The sequence below is a fragment of the Cocleimonas sp. KMM 6892 genome, assembly GCF_035798195.1.
GTDB classification, from domain to species: Bacteria; Pseudomonadota; Gammaproteobacteria; order Thiotrichales; family Thiotrichaceae; genus Cocleimonas; species Cocleimonas flava.
This window is the reverse complement of the sequence record NZ_JAPFBV010000002.1, coordinates 628,107-647,969: the sequence shown is the minus strand read 5'-3', so window position 1 is coordinate 647,969 and position 19,863 is coordinate 628,107. Positions and strand designations below refer to the sequence as shown.

14 protein-coding genes and 2 riboswitches are annotated in these 19,863 nt (G+C 38.3%); of the genes, 3 read left to right on the top strand and 11 right to left on the bottom strand.

Annotated elements, in window-relative coordinates:
• Positions 1 to 61 precede the first annotated feature (61 nt).
• A complete protein-coding gene (gene argC / locus OO007_RS08420; RefSeq protein WP_131905213.1) occupies positions 62 to 1,090 on the bottom strand; it encodes an N-acetyl-gamma-glutamyl-phosphate reductase in 1,029 nt (342 codons plus the stop codon).
• A gap of 256 nt (positions 1,091 to 1,346) precedes the next feature.
• Between argC and OO007_RS08415 the strand changes: the two genes are divergently transcribed.
• Positions 1,347 to 3,533 carry a carboxy terminal-processing peptidase gene (locus OO007_RS08415; RefSeq protein WP_325808468.1) on the top strand — a complete coding sequence of 729 codons (2,187 nt, stop codon included), beginning with the start codon at positions 1,347 to 1,349 and terminating at the stop codon, positions 3,531 to 3,533.
• A 235-nt stretch (positions 3,534 to 3,768) separates the two neighbouring features.
• Here the strand turns inward: OO007_RS08415 and OO007_RS08410 are convergent, their stop codons facing one another.
• From OO007_RS08410 to xerD, 6 genes are all read right to left on the bottom strand, one after another.
• A complete protein-coding gene (locus tag OO007_RS08410; RefSeq protein ID WP_325808467.1) occupies positions 3,769 to 4,131 on the bottom strand; it encodes a diacylglycerol kinase in 363 nt (120 codons plus the stop codon).
• A gap of 54 nt (positions 4,132 to 4,185) precedes the next feature.
• The gene (gcvP, locus tag OO007_RS08405) at positions 4,186 to 7,074 is read right to left on the bottom strand and encodes an aminomethyl-transferring glycine dehydrogenase (RefSeq protein WP_325808466.1); all 2,889 of its coding nucleotides are present in this window, start codon (positions 7,072 to 7,074) and stop codon (positions 4,186 to 4,188) included.
• Positions 7,075 to 7,134: 60 nt separating this feature from the next.
• Complete coding sequence (gene gcvH, locus OO007_RS08400) at positions 7,135 to 7,524, bottom strand: glycine cleavage system protein GcvH (protein WP_131905217.1); 390 nt, start codon at positions 7,522 to 7,524, stop codon at positions 7,135 to 7,137.
• A 68-nt stretch (positions 7,525 to 7,592) separates the two neighbouring features.
• Positions 7,593 to 8,699: a glycine cleavage system aminomethyltransferase GcvT gene (gcvT, locus tag OO007_RS08395; protein ID WP_325808465.1), complete on the bottom strand. Its 1,107-nt coding sequence runs from the start codon at positions 8,697 to 8,699 to the stop codon at positions 7,593 to 7,595.
• 65 nt (positions 8,700 to 8,764) lie between these two features.
• A riboswitch (glycine riboswitch) is annotated at positions 8,765 to 8,858 on the bottom strand.
• A gap of 6 nt (positions 8,859 to 8,864) precedes the next feature.
• A riboswitch (glycine riboswitch) is annotated at positions 8,865 to 8,993 on the bottom strand.
• 61 nt (positions 8,994 to 9,054) lie between these two features.
• Positions 9,055 to 9,798, bottom strand: a complete 744-nt coding sequence (locus OO007_RS08390) for a DsbC family protein (RefSeq protein WP_131905219.1) — start codon at positions 9,796 to 9,798, stop codon at positions 9,055 to 9,057.
• A 159-nt stretch (positions 9,799 to 9,957) separates the two neighbouring features.
• A complete protein-coding gene (gene xerD, locus OO007_RS08385; RefSeq protein ID WP_131905220.1) occupies positions 9,958 to 10,854 on the bottom strand; it encodes a site-specific tyrosine recombinase XerD in 897 nt (298 codons plus the stop codon).
• Between the two features lie 137 nt (positions 10,855 to 10,991).
• On the opposite strand from xerD, the gene OO007_RS08380 reads away from it, so the two are divergent.
• Entirely contained in the window at positions 10,992 to 11,762 is a 771-nt protein-coding gene (locus tag OO007_RS08380) for an inositol monophosphatase family protein (protein WP_325808464.1), read from the top strand.
• 13 nt (positions 11,763 to 11,775) lie between these two features.
• On the opposite strand, the gene OO007_RS08375 is transcribed toward OO007_RS08380, so the two are convergent.
• Positions 11,776 to 12,213 carry a hypothetical protein gene (locus tag OO007_RS08375; RefSeq protein ID WP_325808463.1) on the bottom strand — a complete coding sequence of 146 codons (438 nt, stop codon included), beginning with the start codon at positions 12,211 to 12,213 and terminating at the stop codon, positions 11,776 to 11,778.
• A 178-nt stretch (positions 12,214 to 12,391) separates the two neighbouring features.
• Positions 12,392 to 14,647: a GumC family protein gene (locus OO007_RS08370; protein ID WP_325808462.1), complete on the bottom strand. Its 2,256-nt coding sequence runs from the start codon at positions 14,645 to 14,647 to the stop codon at positions 12,392 to 12,394.
• A gap of 424 nt (positions 14,648 to 15,071) precedes the next feature.
• Here OO007_RS08370 and OO007_RS08365 point away from each other — a divergent pair, with 424 nt between their 5' ends.
• Positions 15,072 to 15,542, top strand: a complete 471-nt coding sequence (locus tag OO007_RS08365; RefSeq protein WP_325808461.1) for a hypothetical protein — start codon at positions 15,072 to 15,074, stop codon at positions 15,540 to 15,542.
• A 196-nt stretch (positions 15,543 to 15,738) separates the two neighbouring features.
• Here the strand turns inward: OO007_RS08365 and odhB are convergent, their stop codons facing one another.
• Both odhB and OO007_RS08355 read right to left on the bottom strand, forming a co-directional pair.
• A complete protein-coding gene (gene odhB / locus OO007_RS08360) occupies positions 15,739 to 16,926 on the bottom strand; it encodes a 2-oxoglutarate dehydrogenase complex dihydrolipoyllysine-residue succinyltransferase (RefSeq protein ID WP_131905225.1) in 1,188 nt (395 codons plus the stop codon).
• Positions 16,927 to 19,779: a 2-oxoglutarate dehydrogenase E1 component gene (locus tag OO007_RS08355; RefSeq protein ID WP_131905226.1), complete on the bottom strand. Its 2,853-nt coding sequence runs from the start codon at positions 19,777 to 19,779 to the stop codon at positions 16,927 to 16,929. It abuts the gene before it with no gap.
• Positions 19,780 to 19,863: the final 84 nt, after the last annotated feature.

The window sequence follows — 19,863 nt, the reverse complement described above, 5'->3', positions numbered from 1 at the left end:
ATATTTCATCAGTGGTAATTTACACACTCAGTGCTGTTGTGTATCAAGTTAACTTGTTTATTTAAGGTAGAAGCGCTGGCTTATTAATTGCTATATTTTCTTCAAAACCGAGCATTAAGTTCATATTCTGAACGGCCTGTCCTGCAGCACCCTTTACCAGGTTATCTATGACGGATAATACAACGATACGTGAACTTTCTGGATTTTTATGTACGGCAATCTGGCACATATTTGAAGCTTTAACGCTTCTTGTTTCCGGGTGTGATCCAGCTGGAAGTACATCTACAAAAAACTCATTTTTGTAGCGGTCTTCATACAGTGCTTGAAAATCGATATCATTGTTTGCATTAGCATAAATAGTGGCGTGTATGCCTCTGATAATAGGTAATAAATGAGGTACAAAAGTTAAATCTACTTTTGTGTCAGCGATGAGTGAAAATATTTGTGCAATTTCCGGTAAGTGTCTATGCCCACCTACCCCATATGCTTTAAAACTTTCGCCCATTTCACTAAAGAGTGTCGCCACATTGGCTTGTTTACCTGCGCCGCTTACACCTGATTTCGTATCAGCAATAATATTATCCAGATCTATAAGGCCGGATTCCAATAATGGCATCAGTCCTAATATAACCGACGTTGGGTAACAGCCTGGGTTTGCTACTAGATTGGCTGATTTAACCCTTTCTCTATTGATTTCTGGTAAACCATAAACAGCTTGTTCAACCAGTTCTGGACATGCATGGGTCATGCCATACCATTTACTCCAAACATCCAGATCTTTGATTCTAAAATCTGCCGCCAAATCTATTACTTTTACACCAGCTTTAACTAATTCAGCCGTATGTTTCATGGCAACGCCATTAGGAGTAGCAAAAAAGACTAAATCGCATTGGGCTAATGCATCAGTGGTTGGATCACTGAATTCTAAGTCAATGAAACCACGTAGATTGGGAAACATAGAATCTACTCGTGTGCCAGCATTTGATCGTGAAGTTACATAAGTGATTTCGACATCAGGGTGAGTGGCAAGTATTCTAAGTAATTCAACGCCGGTGTATCCTGTAGCACCAACTATTCCAATCTTTTTCACTGTGGCTTTAACCTATTAATTAAAATTTAAAACGATAATGATACCGTGATTTATGACAATGCACATACTTGAAATTGCGACTTATGCCTCTATTTAAGTATAAGTGGCGTATAAAGTATGAGGCTAAGCTTAAATTACTTAATGTGCCATATATTTATGAGGCTAGACTAGCCTTGTAAATAGTTTTTTCTAACGCCGAATGATATAGTCTTTTCATATACTTTGAATTATTTCAACTTTGCAGATACTAACTATAATGACCAATACCATAAACAAACTAAAAACTCTTAAACTCAATTCAGTTTTAAAAGTTTCATTATTATCAGGACTTATTTCGATCAGTGTTGGTTGTCTAGGTACGCCACCTGCTGGCACCTCTTTAATTGAGTCTGCAAATGCTGCTGAAAAAACAGATACTAACCTTGAACAGTTAACGCCAAGACATAGTTTTGAATACAAAATTATCAACAGCATGCTCAAGCGTTATCATTATAAAAAGTTTGAATTAAATGATGAATTCTCAGGGAAAATCTTAGATCAATACATTAAACAATTAGACCCAAGTCGTATCTACTTCACACAAGCCGATATAACTCAGTTTGATAAGCATCGTGACAAATTCGACGATTACATTAATGCCGGCGAAACTGAAGTTGCCGTTAATATTTTCAAAAAATATCAGCAAAGAGTCAATGAACGCTCTCAATATGCGATTCAACGATTGGATCAAAAATTCGATCTTACCAAAGACGAAGAATATAACCTGGATCGTGAAAAAGCGCGCTGGGAAGTAAATTCTACGGCATTGAATATACTTTGGGATAAGCGAATAAAGAATGACTATATCAATCAAATACTCTCTGATGAAAAGCCTAAAGAAGTTATCAGTAAGTTAAAAAAACGTTATGCGAGCATGACGAAAAGAACCAACCAGATCAAAAGCAACGAATTATTTCAAACTATCGTAAATGCTTATGCAGGTGCTATTGAACCTCATACTTCATATCTTTCGCCGCGTTCATCAGAACAATTCGATATTAATATGAGTTTATCGTTAAGCGGAATCGGTGCTGTACTCAGAACTGATGAAGAGCACACCAAGATTATTAGTGTCGTACCAGGTGGTCCTGCTGACCTTACTGGTCAGATAAAAGCAGGCGATAGAATCATTGGTGTGGGTCAAAAAACAGAAAACAGCATCAAAGACATTGTTGGATGGCGCTTAAGCGACGTGGTTAATATCATTCGTGGTAAAAAAGGCAGTACCGTAGTTTTATCGGTATTACCTAATGAGACAGGTTTAAGTGGTAAAGCGAAGACAGTAAAAATAGTTAGAGATAAAATAAAACTTGAGCATCAGGCTGCAAGCAAAAGAATCATCGAAATAGAAAGACCCGAAGGAAAAGTGAAAGTTGGTGTTATCGATCTTCCCTCGTTCTACATCGATTTTAAAGCCCGTAATCGTGGAGATGCCGAATACGCTGGCACCACGCGTGATGTTAAAAAACTTTTAATTGAATTAAACAAAGAAGGTATTGATGATCTGATTATCGATTTACGCGGCAATGGCGGCGGATCTTTAAGTGAAGTTGTCTCTTTGACTGGCTTGTTTATCGATCAGGGTCCTGTTGTACAGATTAACGATACGACTGGTCGTACAGATATTCTTCGTGATAATGATTCTGGTGTCGTTTATAACGGCCCTATGGCAGTGATGATAGATAAAGGCAGTGCTTCGGCATCGGAGATTTTTGCTGGCGCTATTCAGGACTATAAACGTGGCGTAATTATAGGTGAAACTACTTTTGGTAAAGGTACGGTACAAACTGTATTGCCATTAGAGTCTTATACCCGTAAAACATTCGATAAACCTTTAGGGCAGATCAAAATCACGTCAGCGCAATTCTTCCGTGTGAATGGTGAAAGTACCCAGCATAAGGGTGTGGTTCCTGATTTATCCTGGGATTTACCACAAGTCGATGGTGATTTTGGGGAGCGTGCATTCAAGAATGCATTACCTTGGAGACGCATTGAAATGGCTAAGCACAAAGATTATAAAAATGCCTTCGGAGCTGCTGCTATTCAACAGGCTAGAACTAAATCATTAGAACGAATTTCGAATGACCCTAAATTTAAAACTACGGTAGATAGAGTGAAGTTGTTGGTAGATGCCGGTAATGAAAAAGTTGTTTCTTTAAACTTGAAAAAACGACAAGCAAAGCGGGAAGATTTTAATAAGCGATTATTGGCATTAGAAAATAATCTACAAAAAGCAAATGGTCTACCTGCATATAAAACCATTAAAGAATTGCGCGACGCCCAAGAAAAGAAAAATGACGATATCTTTACTAAGCAACCTGTAGATGTGTTCTTAAATGAAGCGGCGCATATACTGACAGACTTACAGAAATTTAATGTTATGGCCGCGTCAGCAAACAAATAAACGCCTATAAACAGGCTGATATATATAGATGGATGACTTTTCTGCCTAATTAAAGGCAAGAAAAGTCGTCCTTAGATTTCAAAATATTGGTTGTATGTTTAATGGTCGAATTAGATCAATTATAAATAAACTTAAGCCACCCCCCTACTTTGGGGCTGTTTTTTTCATACCTTTCTTAATGATCAATTTTTAAAGGGATAAGCTATAGTCAAAGTATGGCCAAAGATAATTGTAACTAAGGCCAAAGTACAAATAACCAGACAATCGCAGTATTCATCATTGCAACAAATACAGCAGCAGAACCCATATCTTTAGCCCTGCCGGATAATTCATGGTGTTCTCCACCAAAACGATCTACCACCGCTTCTATTGCGGAATTTAATAACTCAACAATCAATAGCAAAAGCACACTGCCTATCAGTAGTGCTTTTTCAATCCCTGAATCTCCAAACCACAAAGCAATCGGTGTTGATACTGCTAATAACCAAACTTCCTGTCGGAAGGCTTCTTCGTGTTTGTAAGTCGCTTTTAAACCGAGCCAGGTAAAGCCTAAGGCTTTTACCCAGCGTGTTATGCCTGTATTACCACTACCAGCCATTTTGGCTCCTTTATCTAGAAATAATCGTTCTAAATAAAAGCTACCAAATAGCTACTATCGGTAACTTTCTATAGAAGGACAAGAGCATACCAAATTACGGTCACCATACACATTATCTATACGATTAACCGTAGGCCAATATTTACTGGTTGCGATGACACCTTTTGGTAATACAGCCGTTTCTTGCGAATATGGTCTATCCCAGTTTTCTGAAATATCAAAGATAGTATGTGGTGCATTCACTAATGGATTGTTTTCCAGTGACCAAACGCCCGTCTCTACATTTTTGATTTCTTCTCTAATTGCAATCATGGCGTCACAAAAACGATCTAATTCATATTTAGATTCGGATTCTGTTGGTTCTATCATCAACGTTCCAGCCACAGGGAATGACATAGTAGGTGCGTGGAAGCCATAGTCCATAAGACGTTTAGCAATATCTTCTTCAGATATTCCCGACTCATTTTTTATGGGCCTTATATCGATGATACATTCGTGAGCAACACGACCGTTCTTGCCTCTATAAAGAACAGGATAATGAGGTGCTAAACGTTCAGTGATGTAGTTAGCGTTTACTATTGCCATTTTACTCACTGCAGCGTTACCTTCAGCGCCCAACATTTTCATATACATCCACGAAATTGTAAGAATAGATGCACTGCCGAAAGGAGCACCAGAGACAGCATGTGTTTTATCTTCTTCGTTATTAATATGCCCTGGAAGGAAAGGTGCTAAATGGCTACGTACACCAATAGGCCCGACACCAGGTCCACCGCCACCATGTGGTATGGCAAAGGTTTTGTGCAAATTAAGATGAGATACATCCGAACCGAAAACGCCGGGTTTAGATAAGCCTTTTTGAGCGTTTAGATTTGCACCATCAAGATAGACTTGACCACCGCAATCGTGAACAATCTTACACATCTCAACAATACCTTCTTCAAAAACACCGTGTGTAGAAGGATATGTAACCATAATACAGGCTAAATCATCTTTGTTTGCTTCAGCTTTTGTGCGTAAATCTTCAAGGTCGACGTTGCCATTATCATCACAATTAACCAAAACAATTTTCATTCTGGCCATAGCAGCTGATGCTGGATTAGTACCATGAGCAGAAGTCGGTGTAAGACAGATATTACGATGTCCTTGACCTATACTTTTGTTATAACGATTAATAGCAACAAGTCCCGCATATTCGCCCTGAGCTCCCGAATTGGGTTGCATAGAGACTGCGGCATATCCTGTTACTTCAGCTAACCAGGCTTCTAATTGATCAATCATTTCGTGGTAGCCAACCGTCTGTTCTTTAGGAGCAAATGGATGGATATTAGAAAACTTTGACCAGCTGAGTGGCATGAGTTCACTCGCAGCATTTAACTTCATGGTACAAGACCCCAAAGGAATCATTGCATGTACAAGTGATAAGTCTTTATTTTCAAGACGTTTCAGGTAACGCATCATTTCTGTTTCGGTATGATGCTGTTTGAAAACTTCATGAGTCAGGAATGATGTTTCGCGTTGATAATCCGCTGGAATACCAGACTCAGCTTTGTCATTGACGATTAGATCATCAAGGTCAGCGACCGTTAACTGATGGTCTTTACCAAAGAAAATTTCAAAGAGTGTTTCCAGGTCTTTAGCTGTTTTAGTTTCATCAAAACTGATTCCAATTTTATCGGATTCAACCAGACGTAGGTTTATACCTTTATCCAAAGCTGCTTTATAAAAGGCTTGCTGATGATCACCAACAAATACCGTTAAGGTATCAAACCAGCTTGTGTTAACAATATATTCGGCTTTAGAGAGATCGCTTTGGCGCACAGCGGCAGCAAAGATGCTGGTTAAACGATTAATTCTTGACGCTATACGTTTTAAACCTTCCGCTCCATGGTAAACCGCATAGAAGCCGGCCATATTCGCCAATAAAGCTTGAGCAGTACATATGTTCGAAGTGGCTTTATCACGTCGAATATGTTGCTCACGCGTTTGCATCGCCATTCTCAGCCCCTGATTGCCGCGTGAATCCACAGAAACACCAATAACGCGTCCTGGCACAGAGCGCTTTAGCTTATCTTGTACTGCAAAGAATGCAGCATGTGGACCACCGAAGCCCATTGGTACACCAAAACGTTGAGATGTCCCGAAAACAATATCGGCACCCATTTCACCGGGGGCTTTCAATAATACCAAAGACATCAGATCAGCAGCCACACAGACAAGTGCTTTTTGCTCATGTGCTTGTGTAATGATTGGTTCAATATTGCTTACTTCACCGGATGTTCCAGGGTATTGCAGAAGAACACCAAACACTTCGTGGTTTTTCAGGTCTTCTTGTGGATTTCCAATGATTAATTCAAAACCAAAGTATTGAGCACGAGTTTTCATAACCTCTAGCGTTTGCGGGAAAACAGCTTCGTCTACAAAAAACTTATCCGTTTTTAAACGATTTGATCGCTTACACAAAGCCATGGCTTCAGCCGCTGCTGTAGCTTCATCAAGTAATGAAGCATTCGCCATGTCCATGCCCGTTAAATCCATGATCATTTGCTGAAAATTCAAAAGACCTTCTAAACGACCTTGAGAAATTTCAGCCTGATATGGCGTATAAGCTGTATACCAACCAGGATTTTCTAAAACATTACGCTGAATTACGGAAGGTACGATAGTGTCGTAATATCCCAGCCCAATAAATGACTTATTAACAACATTCTTATCTGCAATATCACTAAGAGTCTCTAACGCTTCTCTTTCAGAACAGCTGTCGTCGAGTTTTAAGGGTTCTCTAATACGGATTGTTTCTGGTACTGTTTTATCGGCAAGTTCATCGAGTGATGAAACGCCAATAACTTCCAGCATTTCATTCAAATCTTCTGTTTGAGGTCCAATATGACGAGAGATGAAATCATCGTGCTGATCTAAAATATTTAGTGGTAAGTTTTTCATAGATAAGTTTAATGCATTGTTAAAGGGATATGAATCAAATGGAATATAGCTGGTAGCTAATTATTCCTGACACTCAGCTTCGTATTCGTCAGCACTTAATAGGTTATCCAGGTCTGCGATATCATTAAGTTTCATGCTGAAAATCCAGCCTTCACCAAACGGTGCTGTGTTGATTAACTCTGGTTCGCTATCAAGCTCTTCATTAACTTCTGTAACTTCGCCCGCTAATGGTGCATACATATCAGATGCAGCTTTTACTGATTCAATAACACCACAGTTTTCTTCTTCAGTAAGTGTTGTTTCTACTTCTGGTAATTCAACAAAAACAACATCGCCTAATAATTCTTGCGCGTGTTCTGTAATTCCAATAGTTGCTGTTCCGTCACCATTATCTCTAACCCATTCGTGAGTTTTGGTGTACTTAAGATCGCTAGGGTTCTCATTGCTCATAATCGTTCTCCGATTTCAGTTAATTATTTCTAAAAAGAAAGTGTAAATTAAGGGTGTAATATCTAATTCTAGATGAGTGCTTTACCATTTCTAACGAATGGTGGTTTAACAATGCGGGCAGTAAGCAGTTTGCCTCGAATGTCTACCTGACAAGTATCTTTTGCTTCTGTAGGAATACGCGCAAAGGCTATAGCCTTACCTAACGTTGGTGAGAATGACCCGCTGGTTATTTCACCATCTCCAAATTCAGTCACTATTTTTTGATGGCCGCGTAATACGCCTTTGTCTTCTAGCACCAATCCAACAAGTTTTTCTTTAGAGCCATTTTGTTTTTCTTTTTCAAGAACTTCTCGGCCAATAAAGTTTCTATCTTCTGGTTCCCATGCAATAGTCCAGCCCATGGCTGCTGCTAATGGAGATATAGTTTCATCCATATCAGTACCATATAAATTCATACCTGCTTCAAGGCGTAGTGTGTCGCGTGCACCTAGTCCAATTGGTGATACACCATTATCAATTAATGCATTCCATAAAGCAGAGGCTGATTCATTAGGAACCATAATTTCATATCCGTCTTCACCGGTATAACCTGTGCGTGCATAAAAGCTTTCACCTAATTGTACGCCAAAGAAAGGTTTTAGATCTGATACTAATTTTTGATCGGAATCACTCAAGGTTGCATTTGCCTTCTCTCTGGCATTAGGGCCTTGTACCGCAATCATTGCGAGATCGTCTCTTTCTGTAAGAGTCAGATCATAATCAGTAGCTTGTTGATTTATCCATTTGAGATCATTTTCACGAGTTGCGGCATTAACAACCATGCGATAAAAATCATCTGCGAGGTAATAAACGATTAAGTCATCAATGACTCCACCTTTTTCATTCAACATCGCACTGTATAATGCCTTGCCTGATTCTTTTAATTTTGCCACATCATTAGCTAATAAATTTTGTAGGAATTTTTTAACATCTTTTCCTTTAAAATCTAAAACAACCATGTGGGAAACATCGAACATCCCAGCATCTTCTCGAACTTGTTTGTGTTCTTTTACTTGCGAGCCATAATTAATTGGCATATCCCAACCTGCAAAATTTACCATTTTGCCACCAGCTTTAAGGTGTTGATCGTATAACGGGGTTCTTTTAGGTGTTTGATTCTGTGATGATTCGGACATAAAATTTCCTTTAAACTTAATTTTAAACAAAAAAAAGGGGCGGCAGATTCTTCAATCTGCCGCCCCTCTGTCCTTGTACCTGAGAGATTCCCTAAATATATGCGACTAAGCAAAATTAGGTTAAACCCTTCGGTGGAAACTGTGTTTCACTCTCCAGAGCCAGTGTTTTTACCTGCAGTCCTTTTACCTGAGCGTTTCCGAGCGGATTTGCGCCTTCGGTGTTCAATAATTCACTATAGAAAACAAATTTGAATTGTTCTCTCGTAAAAATTGAATCTCTCCTGCAGAAAATTTACTGAAGCATCGACTATACCTCAGGATGGATTAACGAGAAAGAAATTTAAGTGTCAAATTTCTACTTATCAGCATCAAGTGCAGCTGCTAGTCGATCTGCTGGCATGTAACCAGGGATTAAACGTCCTGACTCAGTTACTAATGCAGGTGTACCTGTTACACCAACTTCTTGACCAAGTGTGTATTGAGCTTCAATAGGGTTATCACACGTCTTTTCGGCTATAGGCTTTCTTTCTTTTGCGTCTGTCATTGCTTGCAGTTGATCATCTGCACACCACATACTTACTGCTTTCTTAAACGAACCAGACCCTATCCCTGCTCTTGGGAACATCAAATACTCGACAGTAATGCCTTTAGCATTTAACTCAGGCACTTCTCTGTGAAGTTTTGCGCAGTACGGGCAATCAATATCAGTAAAAACTTTTAAAACGTGCTTTTCGTTTTTAGCTTTGAATGTTACCGGCTTATTATCTTGTCTATCGATAATATCTTTTCTAACTGACTGTTTAGCCACTTCAGATAGGTTTTCTCTAGTATCCAGGTTGATCATGTCACCCGCTAGAAAGTATTTACCGTCACTAGAGACATAAATTACTTCAGTCCCATACATAACTTCAAACACATTAGGGAGTAAACTCTCTTTGATTGAAGACGGTTCTGACTTGAATCGTGTCTTCAATTTTTGCTTCAATTCTGTTATGGCTTGAGCTGTATCAGCATTCGTGCTTTCAACTTTAGCCAGTGCTGGCGTCATCGATGATGCTAAAAAGAACAACGATGTTGCCAATATTATTTTTTTAATCATTTTTATCCCTTAAATTATTAGTTTTAAACCTTACATATATACAATAAGGCCATTATTTTAGTTATCCATTGCGATTTTATAATAAACAGCTATCCCACACAAATACAGTCGATTAACGTATCATTATTTGTTTTAGATGCATCTTTTTTAAAAGTAAAATTAACCACGTGGATGGTGTTTTTGATGAATCGATTGTAATCGTGCTTTAGCAACATGCGTGTAAATTTGTGTTGTCGATAAATCACTATGACCCAGCAATAATTGTACGACCCTCAAATCTGCTCCATGGTTCAATAAATGTGTCGCAAATGCATGTCTTAATGTATGAGGGGATAGTTTTTGTTTGATTCCAGACTGTTGTGCATATTTTTTTATCAAATACCAAAACGCCTGACGAGTCATACCAGAGCCTCTGCGAGTCACAAAAAGTTGATCGCAAACGCCCTTCCCTGTCATTAATTCTGCTCTGGATTCATCTAAATATTTAGTCAACCAAATAACTGCTTCGTCTCCCATTGGAACCAGCCTTTCCTTGTTGCCTTTGCCGATAACTCTAACAACGCCTTGTTGTAGGCTCAATTGGTTGTAACGTAACGACACAAGTTCAGAGACACGTAAACCTGTTGCATATATCAGTTCCAACATTGCTCTGTCGCGGAGACCAATAGCATCATCAATTAATGGTGCGTTTAACAATAATTCTATTTCAGTTTCAGTTAACGTGCTTGGTAAAGACTTCCCTAATTTAGGTAACTCGATTAACGCGGTAGGGTCCTCTGTAAGGTTTCTTTCTCGTAATTGATAACGATAAAAACGCCTAAAGGTTGAAATCACTCTAGCCATACTAGTGGTTTTACTGCCTTTATTGATTCGGCTTGCTATATATTCAAGTAATAAGGGATGAGTTGTTGATAATAAATCAGTTTGTTTTGATTCTAGCCAGGCTGATAAGGCTTTTAAGTCTCGACCATAAGCAGCTAGCGTATTGTTACTTAAACCTCTCTCTGACCATAATGCATCAAGAAAACTTTCAATTATTTCTATATCGCTAGCCATATACAAATTCCATTTTAGTGATTCCGTTTTCGAAAGTTTTAATATTTATAATTTTTGTGGTTATTAACTAACAATCATACTAAACAATATCAAAATCAGTATAATATTCGCTTTCCTACAAAACTACGATTTTTATCATGAGTCCATTTCTAAAAACAGCCTTAGAAGCAGCGCAAGCCGCACAAGAAGTTATTAAAAAGTATTATGCAGGTGAGTTCGAAATAGAAATTAAACCTGATGAAACACCTGTCACTATAGCTGACGTAGAAACAGAAAAAACGATTAAAAAAATAATTCTTGATGCTTTTCCTGATCATGGTTTTTATGGTGAAGAAACTGGAAAAGTCAATGAAGATGCTGAATACAATTGGTTAATTGATCCTATTGATGGCACTAAAAGCTTTGTACGTCGCTACCCATTCTTTTCTACTCAAATCGCTTTAATGAGAAATGGGGAATTAATTCTAGGCGTATCTAATAGCCCTGAATTCGAAGAAATGGCCTACGCAGAAAAAGGAGAAGGATCTTGGCTAAATGGAGAGAAAATCACTGTCAGTGATATAGATACCGTCAAGGGTTCTACGCTTTCTCTTGGGAATATTGCGTCTATCGCTAAAAGCCCTCAATGGAATAATGTTGGTGATTTAGTAGCCAGTGTAAATCGTATTAGAGGCTATGGTGATTTTTACCATTATCATCTGTTAGCAAGTGGAAAAATTGATATTGTTCTTGAGTCTGATGTCAATATTCTTGATATTGCTGCATTAGCGGTAATTGTTAGAGAGGCCGGAGGCATATTTACTGACTTGACTGGTAATGAATTGAGCCTAGATACGAGAACCGTTTTAGCGTGTAGCAATAAAGAGGTACATGCAAAAGTATTAAAAGATATTGCTTACTCAGAATAAACTAGTGAATGACTTATTGAGTGATCTTGTCTGAAATACACATACCTATTAACAATTGTTTTTCTATTTGTGAATAATTGGTATGTCTGAATTGTTTTTGGCAGGCATTTCGAAGGGTTTTCTTCTTTTTTAAATAGCTCGTATCATGCACTGATTGAAGCGGTTCTTGATAATTACTTACCATACAGTTTACGACAGCTAAACTGAGCTGATCATTACTTTTTATTGTTTTGTTTAATAAAGACTTACAGTGTAATTCAACCTGGTCTTTGGTCATACTAGTGATCAAGTCTACTTTATCACTGAGCGGATCATTCAAAGGAATTATTTCTGGTCTGAAAACTTCGGTTTCTAATGAATTTTGATGACTAATTTGAGAACTGTTTAAATTATCATTACTTATTGGAGGAATCGTTAAAGGACTAATATTATCTGCTTTATCAGCCTTCAAATAATCACTCCAGTGATATTTGATACCTAGATATATTATCAATAATGCTAAAATTATTGATAATATAATAGTCCTGAATATTGGCTTTAGAAATAGCATGCGCTAATTCTACCTATTATTTATTCAATGTATAGGTTGTAACCGATACATTAAAATAACATCCTTTATTTCAATATATTTAAGCGTATTTTAGTTTCTTATTTTCAAGTAATGCTTTTTGTTTCTTCTTAGAATGATATTTAGAATAGTATTTCGCATTCACACTTGGGTTTTTAACATTAACCAATAAAAAACCTGACACATTGTTTTTAACACGTCTTAACTGACCTAATACATTTTTAATTGTACGAGCCTCTAAATTATCTTCCTGCGCAACTATTAAAGTCGATGTAGCAAGAGAAGATAATACAAGTGTATCCGCGAAGCCTGTAATAGGTGGAGCATCGATTATTACATAATCAAAAATGGTTGAACCCTGAGTAGTCAAATAAGACATTCTTTCATGGCTTAATAAGCTGACTGGGTCAATTTCATAGTCTCCAGCAGTTATGGCGTATAAACCTGGAATACTTTTCACTGGCTGAGTAATTCCAACGAGGTCGCTTTCACCTTTTAAATAGTGACTAAGCCCTCTTTTGTTGTTTATTTCTAATTTAGTATGGATAGAAGCGTTTCTTATGTCAGCATCTACTAACAGTACTTTCTTACCCATTTGAGCATAAGAACAGGCAATATTCGTTGCAGTAGTACTTTTGCCTTCACCAGAATGTATGCTGGTAATTAACATGACGTGTTCAGATTCGTTATTGAACATTAACCGTATATTGGTGGCTAATATTCTGTATGCTTCGGCCGCTGGTGAATGCGGCACTTTATGAGCAATTAAATCTAATTGTTTTTTCATTGAAGATTTGGTTACCCGAGGAATCATACCTAATACTGGTAAACCTGTTACTTTTTCAAGATCATCAGAAGACTTAATGCTTTGATCTAATGATTCGCGTAAAAATGCAAATGCCAGACCAAGAATCAAACCTGAAACTAAACCAAGCATAATGTTCATTTTTGGGCGTGGTCGATACTTATTTACAGGTAATACAGCAGGTTCAACAATGCTGATGCTGCTGGTGTTTGCAGCTGAAGCCACACTCACCTCTTCTCTACGCTGCAAAAGGCTATTGTAAACTTTACTGCTGCTTTCTACTTCACGTTTCAAGTTATTATAGTCGACGCCGCTATCCTGTAAGTCACGCATGGTTGAATTGAATTGCCCCAATTCAGAACGGATTTTATCTTCCTGGCGCTTTGCAGCTCTATAGTCAGCTTCCATAGAACGCTGAATATTTCCCATTTCCTTTTGTAACTTGCCTCTAGCAGAATTAATTTGCTGTTGTAATCGTTTCATATCAGGGTAATTTGGCTTAAATGTTTTAAGCATCTCCTGATAATCCCCTTCTAACTGAACAAGTCTTGCCTTAAGGCTCGTAATAACGGGGTTAGTTAAAACAGTCGAAACACTTCCTGCTTTTTTCATTTGTAGATATAAGCTTTCAGCTTCAATACGACGTATCTCAGCCTGAACCAGTGCATTGTCTAGATTTTCTAATTTTTTAACTTGTCTTGTTTGATTCTCATCAACACCTAATATGCCATTTTCATTTGCATATTTAACCAGGGTTTCTTCAGCAGAACGTAAACGATCACCTGCGTCTTCGATTTGTTTAGTGAGAAATTCTTTGGCGTATTCACCAGTTTCACTTTTCGTTTCAATTTGCAGTTTAATAAAATTATCAAGTAGGCTTGTAACAACTGCTTTAGCTTCTTGTGGCGATGATGCCTCATAAAATACTTCAACTAAATGTGTTCCACCAATAGGTTGTACAAATAGGTTTTCTAGAAAAACAGCACTGTAGTCTATTGTTTGATTGTTATTAGCTAGTTTGGGCTTATCTTTAGCAAGTCCGATAGTTTTTAATAGCTTAGATAAAGAAAAACTAGATTCTTCTGTTTGCTTAGGGACAAGACTGTTTTCCAGATTTAGGTCTTCAATTACACGTTGTGCAATAACCCGGCCTCGTAACATTTCATATCGTGTTCTAAAGAAGGGATCATTCTCTGAATAACCAGTAGAAGTTTGTTGAGTATTACCAAAACTAACAATTTCAGCACCTTCTCTCTCTATTTGAATAATCGCATTTGCACGAAAGCTTGGTTTGGTTGAGAAGGTATAAAGCAGTGCTAAAGCTAGTACAGCCAGAAGTGTTAGCAGTATCGTGAATTTACGACGATTCAGAATTCCAAATATGTCTCGCATTGACATCTCTTTGGGAGTCTCAAGCATTGGCGCTTGTTGCTGAGAAGTGGGAATAGCTAGTACCTTCCCATCAATGGGTTGCAAATGCGTATTGTTAGTCTGCTTTGTAAGAACTGACATTAATTGTTAACCTTAAAATTTTAATTTATTATTTCTATATTACTTAGTTACTAAGTATTGTTATTACTAAGCAATGCTTAACGTATAAATAGCCATCAAGGATGATTACTAAATACGTTAATGCCGCCTAATCGTTAGCATATTAGGCAATATTGTAATTACGTTCGTTATCATATTAAACAATTCTGATATATACGTAAGTGATTACTAGATGAATGGGGATTTATTTAGCACTTATGTCATAAAATATTGATAACTTAGTGATTTAATGGGAAGCAAGATTATCAAATATCTTTTAGTTACCGATCATCATCACTCTCATACAGTTAGTAGTTAGACGGCTAGATTTGTTTAATTTATGTCTTTATTTTGGACAGACGGTAGCAAATCTATTGCTATATAATTTACTGGAAGGGAATCTAGAATGAAATATGATATTAATGCTCAAGCAACTGCCAGTATTCAAGAAAGAAAAATCGTTTCTTTAAACGCAAAATCAAAAAAACTGATTAAATTATTATCCGTTTGTAGCTTGTTTACATTAGGTGCATTTAATGTTGCTATGGCAGCGGAAACTTCGGAATTACCGACAAATGCTACGGTAATTGGAAAAGTATTTCACGACCAAAACAATAATGGCATTCAAGATAAAAATGAGAATGGAATACCCGGAGTTCGTTTGGCGACAGTCACTGGGCTGGTATTAGAAACAGATGGTTATGGTAGATATCACTTACCAGATAATGTGGTTGATTCCAGGTTTAACAGACATTTTATTATAAAAATTGATACAGCTAGCTTGCCTGTAGGGTCTATAGTTAAATCAGAAAACCCCAGACTCATACGTTTGACCAGTGGCTCTCTTAATAAAGTTAATTTCGCTGTAAATTACTAAAAAACTAAAGTGCAGTGAAAGCTGTGCTTTAGATTCAAATTAATATGGTCATCCTCAATATAAAAAGGGGATGTATATACACCCCCCTACTTATAAGCCTTTTTTTAACCTATTTACATATTGTAAACAGGTTAAAAAATACAGCATCTTTAACGAGTTGAGCTAAGTTAAACACTCAACATTAAAGACACTGATCTTATAGCTCTAAGAACAAACTAGCTGGATCTTCTAGTAATTCTTTAATCTTAACAAGGAAGCTTACTGCCGCTTGTCCATCGATAAGACGGTGATCGTATGAAAGCGCCAAGTACATCATAGGACGAATCACAACTTCACCATTGATCGCCATAGGACGTTGCTGAATATTGTGCATACCCAGGATAGCACTTTGTGGTGGATTCAAGATTGGTGTTGAAAGCATTGAACCAAAAGTACCGCCATTAGTGATAGAGAACGTACCACCAGTTAATTCATTAAGCTCAAGATGACCGCTACGTGCACGAGTCGCGTAATCAGCAATCGCTTTTTCTATGTCTGCATTGCCCATGCCATCTGTATTTCTAAGGATTGGAACAACTAATCCACGTTCAGATGAAACAGCTACACCGATATCATAAAAACCTTGATAGATGATATCACCGTCATCGATTTTTGCATTTACTTCAGGGTAACGCTTAAGTGCTTCCGTTGCCGCTTTAATGAAGAAAGACATAAAGCCTAACTTGATATCATGAACTTTAGTGAAACGATCCTGATACTTCTTACGTAATCGCATGACTTCAGTTAAATCAACTTCATTGAACGTAGTTAAGATAGCTGAAGTTTGTTGTGCACTGAGTAGACGCTCAGCAATTTTAGCGCGTAGACGAGTCATTGGAACGCGACGCTCTTCTCTACCTTCAGTGTTTAGCATGGTATCAATCTTAGGCGCAGATTTAGCTGCTGGTGCAGCCGCAGCTGGTTTTTGTAGATGATTTTCTACATCGCCTTTAAGGATACGACCATTTTTACCACTACCGGCAACATCAGAACCAGAAAGATCATTTTCTGCCATAGTCTTTCTAACAGATGGGCTTGCATTTGCATCATCGCCAGCAGCTGGGCTACTTGCAGATTCTGTAACTTCAGCAGCAGGTGCAGCCGTAGCAGTTTCATCAATAATACCAAGAAGGTCTCCAGCCAGAACTGTGTCACCCTCTTCTACTTTTAATTCGGTGATTACGCCTGCAGCAGGTGCTGGTACTTCCAACACAACTTTATCAGTCTCTAATTCCAAAAGATTTTGGTCTTCTGTAACTGAATCCCCTACTTTAACAACCCATGCAGCAATGCTAGCGTCACTAACTGACTCTGGTAATTGTGGTACTCGTATTTCTATAGTCATTTATTTTGTCTCTAATTTAAGTGCTTGTTGTACTAATTCGTTTTGTTGTTGAAGATGAACTTTATGTGATCCAACGGCTGGTGCTGCAGCACTAGGTCTACTTACACAAGTTACAGTGTATTTATCTTCAAACTTTCTAAATCTATGTTTCGCGCTATCCCATGCTCCCTGATTGCGAGGCTCTTCCTGACACCAAACCAGTTCTTTCAAATTAGGATAAGACTCTAATATCTTCTTCAGTAACTTTTCCGGATGTGGGTAAAGCTGCTCTAATCGTATTAACGGAATATTTTTAACGTTCTCTTCTTCAGATTTAGCAAGAAGGTCGTAATAAACTTTTCCGCTACACATAACAGCGCGTTCTACATCCTGTTTAGATTGAGAGAATCTTTCATCATCAATAATGGTTTTGAAATTACCCTCTGCTAATTCTTCCATGGTACTCACAGCAGCAGGATTACGTAACAGACTCTTAGGAGTCATTACGATTAACGGACGACGATACGGTCTAAGCATTTGGCGACGTAACATGTGAAATGTTTGAGCCGGTGTACTTGGTACACATACCTGCATATTGTCTTCTGCACAAAGCTGCATGAAACGTTCCAGGCGAGCAGATGAATGCTCTGCGCCCATGCCTTCATAACCATGTGGTAAGAACATAACCAAGCCACATAGGCGGCCCCATTTTTGCTCACCTGAACTAATGAATTGGTCAATAACAACTTGAGCGCCGTTGACGAAATCACCAAACTGCGCTTCCCAGATATTAAGCGTGTTAGGAGACGTAGTAGCAAAGCCATACTCGAACGCAAGTACTGCTTCTTCTGAAAGAACAGAATCGATTACTGTAAAACGACCTTGATTATCACTTACGTGTTTAAGTGGAACCCACGCTTGTCTTTTCTCTTGATTGTGAAGTACAGCATGGCGATGTGAGAATGTACCGCGACCACTATCCTGACCACTAATACGAATATCATAGCCTTCACTAACCAATGTAGCATAAGCCAATGTTTCACCCATACCCCAATCTACAGGGCGTTTGCCTTCTGCCATTTCATTGCGCTGATCCAAGATCTTTTTGATCTGGCGATGAATGACCATGTGCTCTGGTACATTATGGAAACGCTTAACCATTGCCTGCATAGTTTTTAGGTCAAAGCGGGTATCCGCTTTTGCCGTCCATTCTCTACCGAGATAGGTTTCCCAATTGACAATAAGGTGTGGTGGAACACTGCTGTAGTCAAGTGTTTCAACTGCTGGTTTACCTGCAGCTAGTTTGTCTTTGTAAGCTTGTATTTTTTCTGCAGCCTGATTTTCAGACAGTAAACCTTCATTTACCAATTTTGCAGCATACAATTCCTGAGTTGTTTTCTTGCTACGAATTGCAGAATACATAACAGGTTGCGTCATTGCTGGCTCATCTGCCTCGTTATGGCCGTGACGGCGATAACAAACCAAATCAATAACAACGTCTTTATTGAACTGTAAACGATAATCTAAGGCTACCTGAGCAGCATACGCTACAGCTTCCGGGTCATCACCATTAACATGAAGAATCGGCGCATTAACCATTTTTGCAACATCAGTTGCATAGTAGGTACTTCTACTGTCGTATTGTTGACTGGTTGTAAAACCAATTTGATTGTTAACAACAATATGAATTGTTCCATCAATCGTGTATCCGCGAGTTTGAGACATATTGAATGACTCCATAACTACGCCTTGACCAGCGAATGCAGCATCACCATGTACACATACAGCAATTACTTTACCGTTATGGTCATCTTCACGTTCTGATCTGCGTTCTTGTCTAGCTCTTACCGAACCACAAGCAACAGGAGAAACGATTTCAAGATGAGATGGGTTAAATGCCAACGTTAAGTGCATTGGATCATGGCTAGTCTCTATATCACAAGAGAAGCCCTGATGGTATTTCACGTCACCCGCTGAAAGTTCTTCAACTTTTTTACCTTCAAACTCACTGAATAGTTCTTCAGGTGATTTACCCATGACATTGATCAGTACGTTCAAGCGACCACGATGCGCCATTGCCAAAACGATTTCACGTGTGTTTTGTTCAGCAGAATGATGAATGATTTCATTCAACATCGGAATTAAAGATTCACCACCTTCCAGTGAGAAACGTTTTTGACCAACGTATTTCTTATGCAAGTAACGCTCTAGTGTTTCAGACGCGACTAAATCATCAAGCAATTCGCTTTTCTTTTCATTGTTGAAATTTGGTCGAGCTTCACAGGGCTCAATTCTGCTTTGAATCCAGCGTTTTTCTTCTGTATCGAGAATATGCATATATTCGATACCAATACTTTCTGTATAGGTATGTCTCAACGCGCGGAAGATATTATCCAGAGTGGGTTTTTCTTTCATCTGGAAAGTACCAGGATCGAAAACCGTATCTTTATCAACTTTATCTAAACCAAAGTTTTGTAGGGTAAGCTCTGGTAGATTCGCTTTTACTTCATCGCCTCTTAAAGGATTTGTATAGGCGACTAAATGTCCTAAAGAGCGATAGTTGTTAATCAGCTGAAGAACATGCACTTGCTGACGTTCTGCTTCAATTTCACCGTAATTGGCTGGAGTAGCAGTTTGAATAGCATGTAGCTTTTTTCTGCTGAATTGCTCACGCATAACCGAATGAGTCGCACCGTTGGTAAAATCAGCAGGTACAGGTAAATCAGTAAAATATCTTCTCCATCCATCACTTACAGAATTAGGGTCTTGTAAATAACTTTCAAAAAGCATCTCAAGATAAGCTGCGTTATCCCCATCGAATACTGTGTCTTGTTGTATGTTTTTATTATTATTGTTGTCTACGTTTTCTGTCATTTGAATAAATTCCTAGTTGAGGTCATATGCCTATACGGTTTTTAGTTTGCTTGGGGAAAAGTGTCAAGCTACAGCCGCAAAGTT